Annotated in this window: 10 protein-coding genes; 9 read left to right on the forward strand and 1 reads right to left on the reverse strand. The window is 49.2% G+C overall.

What is annotated here, in order from left to right:
• Positions 1-297: 297 nt before the first annotated feature.
• On the reverse strand, positions 298-534 hold the full coding sequence (gene tdcR, locus D9734_RS22865; protein WP_240780566.1) for a transcriptional activator TdcR: 237 nt from the start codon (positions 532-534) through the stop codon (positions 298-300).
• 313 nt (positions 535-847) lie between these two features.
• On the opposite strand from tdcR, the gene tdcA reads away from it, so the two are divergent.
• From tdcA to cyuA, 9 genes are all read left to right on the forward strand, one after another.
• Positions 848-1,786: a transcriptional regulator TdcA gene (gene tdcA / locus D9734_RS22870; protein WP_130210820.1), complete on the forward strand. Its 939-nt coding sequence runs from the start codon at positions 848-850 to the stop codon at positions 1,784-1,786.
• Positions 1,787-1,881: 95 nt separating this feature from the next.
• A complete protein-coding gene (gene tdcB, locus D9734_RS22875; protein ID WP_130210804.1) occupies positions 1,882-2,871 on the forward strand; it encodes a bifunctional threonine ammonia-lyase/L-serine ammonia-lyase TdcB in 990 nt (329 codons plus the stop codon).
• 21 nt (positions 2,872-2,892) lie between these two features.
• Positions 2,893-4,224, forward strand: a complete 1,332-nt coding sequence (gene tdcC, locus D9734_RS22880) for a threonine/serine transporter TdcC (RefSeq protein WP_130210806.1) — start codon at positions 2,893-2,895, stop codon at positions 4,222-4,224.
• A 25-nt stretch (positions 4,225-4,249) separates the two neighbouring features.
• Positions 4,250-5,458, forward strand: coding sequence for a propionate kinase (gene tdcD, locus D9734_RS22885; protein ID WP_130210808.1), 1,209 nt, complete (start codon positions 4,250-4,252; stop codon positions 5,456-5,458).
• Positions 5,459-5,491: 33 nt separating this feature from the next.
• The gene (tdcE, locus tag D9734_RS22890) at positions 5,492-7,786 is read left to right on the forward strand and encodes a 2-ketobutyrate formate-lyase/pyruvate formate-lyase (protein WP_130210810.1); all 2,295 of its coding nucleotides are present in this window, start codon (positions 5,492-5,494) and stop codon (positions 7,784-7,786) included.
• Between the two features lie 13 nt (positions 7,787-7,799).
• On the forward strand, positions 7,800-8,189 hold the full coding sequence (locus D9734_RS22895; protein ID WP_064529572.1) for an enamine/imine deaminase: 390 nt from the start codon (positions 7,800-7,802) through the stop codon (positions 8,187-8,189).
• Between the two features lie 69 nt (positions 8,190-8,258).
• On the forward strand, positions 8,259-9,623 hold the full coding sequence (gene tdcG / locus D9734_RS22900; RefSeq protein WP_130210812.1) for an L-serine ammonia-lyase: 1,365 nt from the start codon (positions 8,259-8,261) through the stop codon (positions 9,621-9,623).
• Between the two features lie 277 nt (positions 9,624-9,900).
• Positions 9,901-11,232: an amino acid permease gene (locus tag D9734_RS22905; RefSeq protein ID WP_130210814.1), complete on the forward strand. Its 1,332-nt coding sequence runs from the start codon at positions 9,901-9,903 to the stop codon at positions 11,230-11,232.
• Positions 11,233-11,259: 27 nt separating this feature from the next.
• A complete protein-coding gene (gene cyuA / locus D9734_RS22910; protein ID WP_130210816.1) occupies positions 11,260-12,570 on the forward strand; it encodes a cysteine desulfidase in 1,311 nt (436 codons plus the stop codon).
• Positions 12,571-12,747: the final 177 nt, after the last annotated feature.

The following is a 12,747-nucleotide window of genomic DNA, read 5'->3' on the forward strand; positions in this document are numbered from 1 at the left end:
ACCGATCTTTGAATGACTGTCCACGACGCTATACCCAAAAGAAAGCGGCTTATCGGTCAGTTTCACCTCTTCAACGAAAACCCGCCAGTGCAAACTGGCGGGTTTTTTGCTTTTGCGCGGCAGTAAGATGAATGACTGTCCACGACGCTATACTCAAAAGAAAGCGGCTTATCGGTCAGTTTCTTTTTTTCAGTATAAATACTCTTTTTTCGTCACCCTTTTTGTCTCCCGAGATTACTTACCTGCAAATATGAATTATTAGTTTTGTGATCATCAACACAAAATGCTATCCGTGCATTATGATGACAGCAGAAACCATGGAAAACGATTGCATTCACAAAATGACATCCTGCTATGATGGTAAAAATTGACGTTAATCAATTGTTCGAGATGATCAATATCTGTATTCGACTTTTTAAAATATTGATAAAATAAATGTTTTGTGACCAACAAATTCCGCGAAAAAATGTGACGCGGCGCATTATTTACCTGTAAATATGATTTGTTTATAATAAAATTTGATAACTTGCTCATTAAATTTAACTTAAAATTCGACTGAGAAATACACGATATTTGCTTGAAATATCGTCGCAGGGCATTTTTAATAAGTTATATAAAGCGTGTTGTTATCGCCATAAAATATGGTTATCCCCCCCTTTGTTTTTTGATAAAAGTCAGGCTTTACGCGGATTTTATTATGTTAACTTATTGATATTAAAGATTTATATTGATTTAAGTAGATACCTGGAAAGCAATTGAAAGTTAATTTGTGAGTGGTCGCACATATCCTATTCATTCCATTTTGATACACTTCATGTCGTCAATGAGGTAATTAATGCAGGCCGATATGAGCACTATTCTTCTTCCTAAAACGCAGCACCTGGTAGTCTTTCAGGAAGTCATCAGAAGTGGCTCTATTGGCTCGGCTGCAAAAGAATTAGGTTTAACTCAACCTGCTGTAAGTAAAATCATTAACGATATTGAAGATTATTTTGGCGTGGAATTAGTGGTACGGAAAAATACCGGTGTAACGCTGACGCCAGCCGGTCAATTGTTGCTCTCACGTTCCGAATCCATTACCCGCGAAATGAAAAATATGGTTAATGAGATAAGCGGTATGTCCTCTGAAGCCGTGGTGGAAGTCTCATTTGGTTTTCCTTCGCTAATTGGCTTTACCTTTATGTCCGGGATGATCAACAAATTCAAAGAGGTGTTCCCGAGAGCGCAAGTCTCAATGTATGAAGCACAGTTGTCCTCGTTCTTACCTGCTATCCGCGACGGACGCCTCGATTTTGCGATTGGTACGTTAAGTGCAGAGATGAAGCTTCAGGATTTGCATGTTGAGCCGCTGTTCGAGTCCGAGTTTGTGCTGGTGGCCAGCAAGTCCCGAACATGCACCGGCACTACCACGCTGGAGTCGTTGAAAAACGAACAGTGGGTGTTGCCGCAAACTAATATGGGATACTACAGCGAACTTCTCACCACGTTACAAAGAAATGGCATCAGTATTGAAAACATCGTTAAAACCGACTCAGTCGTGACAATTTATAATCTTGTTCTCAATGCTGATTTCTTAACCGTTATTCCTTGTGATATGACTTCACCTTTTGGTTCTAATCAATTTATTACTATTCCGGTTGAAGAAACGTTGCCCGTGGCGCGATATGCCGCGGTATGGTCAAAAAATTATCGTATTAAAAAAGCAGCATCGGTTTTGGTTGAACTAGCCAAAGAGTATTCATCTTATAATGGGTGTAGACGAAGACAATTAATAGAAGCTGATTAGTTATTTGTTTTTCTCAAACATAAATAATCCACCTGTCTTTTCTCGGGTGTCGGTTACGGTTACCTACATATTTAATTCAGGTTAAGAGGTTTATCATGCATATTACATACGATCTCCCGGTTGCTATTAATGACATTATCGAAGCAAAACAACGATTGGCTGGGCGAATTTATAAAACAGGCATGCCTCGATCCAATTATTTTAGTGAACGTTGCAAAGGTGAAATATTCCTTAAGTTTGAAAATATGCAGCGTACTGGTTCATTTAAAATTCGTGGCGCATTTAATAAATTAAGCTCTTTAACCGATGCTGAAAAACGCAAAGGTGTGGTGGCCTGTTCTGCGGGTAACCATGCGCAAGGGGTTTCGCTCTCCTGCGCAATGCTGGGCATCGACGGGAAAGTGGTAATGCCGAAAGGCGCGCCAAAATCCAAGGTCGCGGCGACATGTGACTACTCCGCTGAAGTTGTTCTGCACGGCGACAACTTTAACGACACCATCGCCAAAGTTAGCGAAATTGTCGAAACGGAAGGCCGTATTTTTATCCCACCTTATGATGATCCGAAAGTGATTGCCGGTCAGGGAACGATTGGCCTGGAAATTATGGAAGATCTCTATGATGTCGATAATGTGATTGTGCCAATTGGCGGTGGCGGTTTAATTGCTGGTATTGCGGTAGCGATTAAATCTATTAACCCGACAATTCGTGTTATCGGTGTGCAATCAGAAAACGTTCACGGCATGGCGGCTTCTTTCCACTCGGGAGAAATAACCACGCACCGAACTACCGGCACCCTGGCGGATGGTTGTGATGTCGCCCGCCCGGGTAATTTAACTTACCAAATCGTTCGTGAATTAGTCGATGACATCGTGCTGGTCAGCGAAGACGAAATCAGAAACAGTATGATTGCCTTAATTCAGCGCAATAAAGTCGTCACCGAAGGCGCAGGCGCTCTGGCATGTGCTGCTTTGTTAAGCGGTAAATTAGACCAATATATTCAAAACAGAAAAACCGTCAGCATTATTTCCGGCGGCAATATCGATCTTTCTCGCGTCTCTCAAATTACCGGTTTCGTTGACGCTTAATCATCTCGTTGAGGATAGGATATGAGTACTTCAGATAGCATTGTATCCAGCCAGACAAAACAATCGTCCTGGCGTAAATCAGATACCACATGGACGTTGGGTTTGTTCGGCACAGCTATTGGTGCCGGCGTGCTGTTCTTCCCTATCCGCGCAGGTTTTGGCGGACTGATCCCGATTCTTCTGATGTTGGTATTGGCATACCCCATCGCGTTTTATTGCCACCGGGCGCTGGCGCGTCTATGTCTTTCAGGCTCTAACCCTTCCGGCAACATTACGGAAACGGTGGAAGAGCACTTTGGTAAAACGGGTGGCGTGGTCATCACGTTCCTGTACTTCTTCGCGATTTGCCCACTGTTGTGGATTTATGGCGTAACCATTACCAACACCTTTATGACGTTCTGGGAAAACCAGCTTGGCTTTGCGGCGTTGAACCGCGGCTTCGTGGCGCTGTTCCTGCTGCTGCTGATGGCGTTCGTCATTTGGTTTGGTAAGGATCTGATGGTTAAAGTGATGAGTTACCTGGTATGGCCATTTATCGCCAGCCTGGTACTGATTTCTCTGTCACTGATCCCTTACTGGAACTCTGCTGTTATTGATCAAGTTGACCTCAGTGCGCTGACGTTAACCGGTCATGACGGTATCTTGATTACCGTCTGGCTGGGGATTTCCATCATGGTCTTCTCCTTTAACTTCTCGCCAATCGTCTCTTCCTTCGTGGTTTCTAAGCGTGAAGAGTATGAGAAAGACTTCGGTCGCGACTTCACCGAGCAGAAATGCTCACAGATCATCTCCCGTGCCAGCATGCTGATGGTTGCCGTGGTCATGTTCTTTGCCTTCAGCTGCCTGTTTACGCTGTCTCCGGCAAACATGGCGGAAGCAAAAGCACAGAACATTCCGGTGCTTTCTTATCTGGCTAACCACTTTGCTTCCATGTCCGGCGAGAAATCGACGTTCGCCACCGTACTGGAATATGCCGCTTCTATTATCGCACTGGTTGCTATCTTCAAATCTTTCTTCGGTCACTATCTGGGAACGCTGGAAGGTCTGAACGGTCTGGTACTGAAGTTCGGCTACAAAGGCGATAAGACGAAAGTGTCTTCCGGCAAACTGAACACCATCAGCATGATCTTCATCATGGGTTCCACCTGGGTAGTTGCTTACGCCAACCCGAACATTCTGGACCTGATTGAAGCCATGGGCGCGCCGATTATCGCTTCACTGCTGTGCCTGTTGCCGATGTATGCCATTCGTAAAGCGCCGTCGCTGGCGAAATACCGTGGTCGTCTGGATAACGTGTTTGTTACCGTGATTGGTCTGCTGACCATCCTGAACATCGTATACAAACTGTTTTAATCCGTAACTCAGGATGAGAAAAGAGATGAATGAATTTCCGGTTGTTTTGGTTATTAACTGTGGTTCGTCTTCAATTAAGTTTTCCGTGTTGGATGCCTCGAACTGTGAAGTATTAATGTCAGGTATTGCCGACGGTATTAATTCGGAAAATGCATTCTTATCCGTAAATGGAGGAGAGCCAGCACCGCTGGCTCACCACAGCTACGAAGGTGCACTGAAGGCAATTGCGTTTGAACTGGAAAAACGGAATTTAAATGACAGCGTGGCCTTAATTGGCCACCGCATCGCCCACGGCGGCAGTATTTTTACCGAGTCCGCCATTATTACCGATGAAGTCATTGATAATATCCGTCGCGTTTCTCCACTGGCGCCGCTGCATAATTACGCCAATTTAAGTGGCATTGAATCGGCCCAGCAATTATTTCCTGGCGTAACTCAGGTAGCGGTATTTGATACCAGCTTCCACCAGACAATGGCCCCGGAAGCGTTTTTATACGGCCTGCCGTGGAAATATTACGAAGAGCTGGGTGTGCGCCGCTATGGCTTCCACGGCACGTCTCACCGCTATGTGTCCCAGCGTGCGCATTCTCTGCTGGATCTGGCGGAAGAAGACTCCGGCCTGGTGGTGGCGCATCTTGGCAATGGCGCGTCTATTTGCGCGGTTCGTAACGGGCAGAGTGTGGATACCTCAATGGGTATGACGCCGCTGGAAGGGCTGATGATGGGGACGCGCAGTGGCGATGTCGACTTCGGCGCGATGTCCTGGGTGGCCAGTCAAACCAACCAGAGTCTTAGCGATCTGGAACGCGTGGTGAATAAAGAATCGGGATTATTGGGGATTTCCGGTCTTTCTTCCGACCTGCGTGTACTGGAAAAAGCCTGGCATGAAGGTCATGAACGTGCACAACTGGCAATTAAAACGTTTGTTCACCGAATTGCCCGTCATATTGCCGGACACGCTACCTCATTACATCGCCTGGATGGAATTATATTCACCGGCGGAATAGGTGAGAATTCAAGTTTAATTCGTCGTCTGGTCATGGAACATTTGACTGTATTAGGCGTAGAGATTGATGCAGAAATGAATAATCGCTCTAACGCTTACGGTGAAAGAATTGTGTCCAGTGAAAATGCGCGCGTAATTTGCGCCGTTATTCCGACTAATGAAGAAAAAATGATTGCGCTAGATGCAATTCATTTAGGCAAAGTTAAAGCACCCGCAGAATTTGCATAATTTAGTTGAAGTATTGTAGAGAGATTATTTTTCATGAAGGTAGATATTGATACCAGCGATAAGCTGTACGCCGACGCATGGCTTGGCTTTAAAGGTACGGACTGGAAAAACGAAATTAATGTCCGCGATTTTATTCAACATAACTATACACCGTATGAAGGGGATGAATCCTTCCTCGCTGAAGCGACGCCAGCCACCACGGCATTGTGGGAAAAGGTGATGGAAGGTATTCGTATCGAAAACGCGACCCATGCGCCGGTTGATTTCGATACCAATATTGCCACCACCATTACTGCCCATGATGCCGGTTATATCAACCAGCCGCTGGAAAAAATTGTTGGCCTGCAAACAGATGCGCCACTGAAACGTGCGCTGCATCCGTTCGGCGGCATCAACATGATTAAAAGTTCATTCCACGCCTATGGCCGTGAAATGGACAGCGAATTTGAATACGTGTTTACCGATCTGCGTAAAACCCATAACCAGGGCGTATTTGATGCTTACTCACCGGATATGCTGCGCTGCCGTAAATCTGGCGTACTGACTGGTCTGCCGGACGGTTATGGCCGTGGACGTATTATCGGTGACTATCGCCGCGTGGCGTTGTACGGCATCAGTTATCTGGTCCGTGAACGCGAACTGCAATTTGCCGATCTCCAGTCTCGTCTGGAAAAAGGGCAAGATCTGGAAGCCACCATCCGTCTGCGTGAAGAGCTGGCAGAACATCGTCATGCGTTGCTGCAGATTCAGGAAATGGCGGCGAAATATGGCTTCGACATCTCTCGTCCAGCGCAGAATGCGCAGGAAGCGGTGCAGTGGCTCTACTTCGCTTACCTGGCGGCGGTGAAATCGCAAAACGGCGGCGCGATGTCGCTGGGCCGTACTGCATCGTTCCTCGATATCTACATTGAACGTGACTTCAAAGCCGGTGTGCTCAACGAGCAGCAGGCGCAGGAATTGATCGACCACTTCATCATGAAGATCCGCATGGTGCGCTTCCTGCGTACGCCGGAATTTGATTCGCTGTTCTCCGGCGACCCTATCTGGGCAACGGAAGTCATCGGCGGGATGGGGCTGGACGGTCGTACGCTGGTGACCAAAAACTCCTTCCGTTATCTGCATACACTGCACACCATGGGGCCAGCACCGGAACCTAACCTGACCATTCTGTGGTCGGAAGCATTGCCGATTGCCTTCAAAAAATATGCGGCACAAGTCTCCATCGTCACTTCTTCTTTGCAGTATGAAAACGACGATCTGATGCGTACTGACTTCAACAGCGACGATTACGCGATTGCCTGCTGCGTCAGCCCGATGGTGATTGGTAAGCAGATGCAGTTCTTCGGCGCACGCGCTAACCTGGCGAAAACGCTGCTGTACGCAATTAACGGCGGGGTGGATGAGAAGCTGAAGATTCAGGTCGGCCCGAAAACAGCACCCCTGATGGACGACGTTCTGGACTACGACAAAGTCATGAACAGCCTCGACCATTTCATGGACTGGTTGGCAGTGCAGTACATCAGCGCGCTGAACATCATCCACTACATGCATGACAAGTACAGCTACGAAGCCTCACTGATGGCGCTGCACGATCGTGATGTTTATCGCACGATGGCATGTGGTATTGCGGGCCTGTCGGTGGCGACGGATTCACTTTCCGCAATTAAATATGCTCGCGTGAAACCGATTCGTGACGAAAACGGCCTGGCGGTGGACTTTGAAATCGACGGCGAATATCCGCAGTACGGCAACAACGACGAGCGCGTAGACAGCATTGCTTGCGACCTGGTTGAACGCTTTATGAAGAAAATTAAAGCCCTGCCAACCTATCGTAACGCCGTACCAACTCAGTCGATTCTGACCATCACCTCTAACGTGGTGTACGGCCAGAAAACCGGTAACACACCGGATGGTCGTCGCGCCGGTACACCGTTCGCACCAGGTGCTAACCCGATGCACGGTCGTGACCGCAAAGGGGCCGTGGCTTCGCTGACCTCCGTTGCCAAGCTGCCGTTCACCTACGCTAAAGACGGTATTTCGTACACCTTCTCAATTGTCCCTGCGGCGCTGGGTAAAGAAGATCCGGTACGCAAAACCAACCTTGTCGGCCTGCTGGATGGTTATTTCCACCACGAAGCGGATGTGGAAGGTGGTCAGCATCTCAACGTCAACGTTATGAATCGGGAAATGTTGCTGGATGCCATTGAGCACCCGGAAAAATACCCGAACCTGACAATCCGTGTCTCTGGCTACGCCGTGCGCTTCAACGCACTGACCCGTGAACAGCAGCAGGATGTGATTTCACGTACCTTTACCCAGGCGCTTTGATGCCGGAGGATGTATGAAAAAGATTATCGAAACGCAACGTGCGCCAGGCGCAATCGGCCCATATGTTCAGGGCGTTGATTTAGGCAGTATGGTATTCACCTCCGGGCAAATTCCGGTTTGTCCGCAGACCGGGGAGATCCCTGCGGACGTGAAAGATCAGGCGCGTTTAAGTCTGGAAAACGTCAAAGCGATCGTGGTTGCTGCCGGGCTGACCGTTGGCGATATCGTGAAGATGACGGTGTTCATTACCGACCTTAATGACTTTGGCACCATCAATGAAGTCTACAAGCAGTTTTTTGACGAGCATCAGGCGACCTACCCGACACGCAGCTGCGTGCAGGTAGCGCGTTTGCCGAAAGATGTGAAGCTGGAAATTGAAGCTATCGCGGTACGCAACGCATAAAGCTCCTGAGCGGGGCGATCGCAGGGTCGCTCCGCTCCTCTTCACGAACGGCAATCCGAGGGTGTGGATATGATTAGTGCATTCGATATTTTCAAAATTGGGATTGGTCCCTCCAGTTCTCATACCGTGGGGCCAATGAATGCCGGAAAAAGTTTTATTGATCGACTGGAGAAGAGCGGCTTATTAACCGCGACGAGCCACATTGTGGTCGATCTTTATGGATCGTTGTCACTGACGGGCAAAGGTCACGCCACGGATATCGCTATCATCATGGGACTGGCAGGAAATAGTCCGCAGGACGTTGTTATTGATGAGATACCTGCATTTATGGAATTAGTGACGCGCAACGGAAGGTTGCCGGTGGCAGCGGGCGCACATGTCGTTGATTTCCCAGTGGCAAAGAACATTATTTTCCATGCGGAAACGCTGCCCCGTCATGAGAATGGGATGCGTATTACCGCGTGGAAAAAGCAGGAAGAACTGTTAAGCAAAACCTATTATTCAGTCGGTGGCGGATTTATTGTCGAAGAAGAACAATTCGGCTTGTCACTGGATGTTGAAACGCTCGTCCCTTACGATTTCCATTCAGCAGGTGAGCTGCTGAAAATGTGTGATTACAACGGGTTATCTATTTCTGGTTTGATGCTGCAAAACGAGTTGGCGCTACGTAGCAAAGCCGAAATTGATGCTGGTTTTTCGCGTATCTGGCAGGTGATGCATGACGGTATTGAACGCGGTATGAATACCGAAGGTGTGCTGCCAGGCCCGCTCAATGTGCCACGTCGGGCGGTGGCGCTGCGGCGTTTGCTGGTTTCCAGCGACAATATCTCTAACGATCCGATGAACGTGATCGACTGGATCAATATGTTTGCTCTGGCAGTCAGCGAAGAAAATGCCGCTGGCGGGCGTGTTGTGACAGCGCCAACTAACGGCGCTTGCGGCATTATTCCTGCGGTGCTGGCCTATTACGATAAATTCCGCCGCCCGCTCAATGAGCGCTCTATTGCCCGTTTTCTGCTGGCGGCAGGCGCTATCGGTGCGCTGTATAAAATGAATGCCTCCATTTCCGGGGCGGAAGTGGGCTGTCAGGGCGAAATTGGCGTGGCCTGTTCAATGGCGGCGGCAGGGTTAACCGAACTGCTGGGCGGCAGCCCGGCGCAGGTGTGCAATGCGGCGGAAATCGCTATGGAACACAACCTGGGACTGACCTGCGATCCGGTTGCCGGGCAGGTGCAAATTCCGTGTATTGAACGCAATGCTATTAATGCTGTTAAAGCCGTGAACGCCGCGCGGATGGCGATGGGACGCACTTCCGCACCGCGTGTTTCTCTCGATAAAGTTATCGAGACGATGTACGAAACCGGCAAAGATATGAACGATAAATACCGCGAAACTTCACGCGGAGGACTGGCCATTAAAGTGGTCTGCGGCTGATATCTCATCCGCGTTTATACTGGGGTGCACAAAATGTGCACCCTTTTTTATTGTGATCTGCCGCAAATAGAGAATAACTATTTCTCTAAGATTGATTTGATAGAAAATTATTATCCATAACTGCTATTTCAAAGTCTTGATTGTGAAGATTTTCTCTGACCTCACGCGTATCATTTCTTCATTCTAATAACTCGCCTGCAAAAAAACGTAGACCGCGTATCGCCTTGATGCGGCTCGAAAAAAATAATAAGCCCTACAAAATATTGAGCGAGAACTTATGGAAATTGCAACGAATAAAGGCGTCATTGCAGACGCTTCGACCCCGGCGGGTCGTGCTGGAATGAGTGAAAGTGAATGGCGTGAAGCTATCAAATTCGACAGTACCGACACCGGTTGGGTGATTATGAGTATTGGGATGGCGATTGGCGCGGGGATAGTTTTTCTCCCGGTGCAGGTCGGATTGATGGGATTGTGGGTATTTTTGCTCTCATCAGTGATTGGCTACCCGGCAATGTATCTGTTTCAGCGATTGTTTATTAATACGCTGGCGGAATCTCCAGAGTGTAAAGATTACCCGAGTGTCATTAGTGGTTATTTGGGTAAAAACTGGGGCATTTTGTTAGGTGCACTTTACTTTGTGATGCTGGTTATTTGGATGTTTGTTTACTCCACCGCCATCACTAACGATAGCGCCTCCTATCTGCATACTTTCGGCGTGACGGAAGGATTGCTGTCTGACAGTCCGTTTTATGGCCTGGTACTGATTTGTATTCTGGTAGCGATCTCTTCACGCGGCGAGAAACTGTTATTCAAAATTTCGACCGGCATGGTGCTGACCAAACTGCTGGTGGTGGCGGCGCTGGGTGTATCGATGGTCGGGATGTGGCATCTGTATAACGTAGGTTCGCTGCCGCCGCTGGGGCTGCTGGTGAAAAACGCCATTATCACACTGCCGTTTACCTTAACCTCGATTCTGTTTATTCAGACGTTAAGCCCGATGGTGATTTCCTATCGCTCGCGAGAAAAATCGATCGAAGTAGCACGACACAAAGCGTTGCGGGCGATGAACATTGCGTTTGGGATCCTGTTTGTCACCGTCTTTTTCTACGCAGTGTCGTTCACTCTGGCGATGGGACATGACGAAGCAGTAAAAGCCTATGAGCAGAATATTTCCGCGCTGGCGATTGCCGCACAGTTTATTAGCGGCGACGGTGCAGCATGGGTGAAAGTGGTCAGCGTCATCCTCAATATCTTTGCCGTAATGACAGCGTTCTTTGGCGTCTATTTAGGCTTTCGCGAAGCAACGCAAGGGATCGTAATGAACATCCTGCGCCGCAAGATGCCAGCTGAGAAGATTAACGAAAATCTCGTTCAGCGCGGCATCATGATTTTCGCCATTTTACTGGCCTGGAGCGCCATCGTACTGAATGCGCCAGTGTTGAGCTTTACCTCTATCTGTAGCCCGATTTTCGGCATGGTAGGGTGCCTGATCCCGGCGTGGTTGGTTTACAAAGTACCGGCATTGCACAAATACAAAGGTGCCTCTCTGTACCTGATTATCGTCACCGGTTTGTTGCTTTGCGTTTCTCCGTTCCTGGCATTTTCATGATTTACCTGAAATTTTAAGGTTTTTATTATGTTTGATTCGACTCTAAATCCGTTATGGCAGCGTTACATCCTTGCAGTTCAGGAGGAAGTAAAACCGGCGCTGGGATGTACTGAACCGATCTCACTGGCGCTGGCGGCGGCGGTTGCTGCGGCAGAACTGGAAGGTCCGGTTGAACGTGTAGAAGCCTGGGTTTCGCCAAATCTGATGAAGAACGGTCTGGGCGTCACCGTTCCCGGTACGGGAATGGTGGGGCTGCCGATTGCCGCGGCGCTGGGGGCGTTAGGTGGAAATGCCAACGCCGGGCTGGAAGTGCTGAAAGACGCAACGGCGCAGGCAATTGCTGATGCCAAAGCGTTGCTGGCGGCGGGGAAAGTCTCGGTCAAGATCCAGGAACCTTGCGATGAAATCCTCTTCTCACGCGCCAAAGTCTGGAACGGTGAGCAGTGGGCTTGTGTCACCATCGTCGGCGGACATACCAACATTGTGCATATCGAGACGCACAATGGCGTGGTTTTTACCCAGCAGGCGTGTGTGGCAGAGGGCGAGCAAGAGTCGCCGCTGGCGGTGCTCTCCAGAACGACGCTGGCCGAGATCCTGAAGTTCGTCAATGAAGTGCCGTTTGAGGCTATCCGCTTTATTCTCGATTCTGCGAAATTAAACTGCGCGTTATCGCAGGAAGGTTTGAGTGGGAACTGGGGGCTGCATATTGGCGCGACGCTGGAAAAACAGTGTGCACGCGGTTTGCTGGCGAAAGATCTCTCCTCGTCAATTGTGATTCGTACCAGCGCGGCATCCGATGCGCGTATGGGGGGCGCAACGCTTCCGGCAATGAGTAACTCCGGTTCTGGCAACCAGGGGATCACCGCGACAATGCCCGTGGTGGTGGTCGCGGAACACTTCGGGGCAGATGATGAACGGCTGGCGCGCGCGCTGATGCTTTCGCATTTGAGCGCGATTTATATCCATAACCAGTTACCGCGTTTGTCTGCGCTGTGTGCCGCAACGACCGCCGCAATGGGCGCCGCCGCTGGGATGGCATGGCTGGTGGATGGGCGTTATGAAACCATCTCGATGGCAATCAGCAGCATGATCGGTGATGTTAGCGGTATGATTTGCGATGGCGCGTCGAACAGTTGCGCGATGAAGGTTTCGACCAGTGCGTCGGCGGCGTGGAAAGCGGTGTTAATGGCGCTGGATGATACCGCCGTGACTGGCAATGAAGGGATTGTGGCGCATGATGTTGAGCAGTCAATCGCCAACCTGTGTGCGCTGGCAAGTCATTCAATGCAGCAAACGGATCGGCAGATTATCGAGATTATGGCCAGTAAGGCCAGGTAAGCACCGGATTTCGGAGGTCATACCTGATGCCGGATGCGATGCTGACGCATCTTATCCGGCCTACGGATTGTGCGATTTGTTGATGTTGTTGGGTTTTGTACCTGGTGCCGGATGCGATGCTGGCGCATCTTATCCGACTTACGGATTGTGCAATTCGTTGATGTTGTTGGGTTTTGT

The sequence above is a fragment of the Escherichia sp. E14S1 genome (assembly GCF_004211995.1).
GTDB lineage: Bacteria > Pseudomonadota > Gammaproteobacteria > Enterobacterales > Enterobacteriaceae > Escherichia.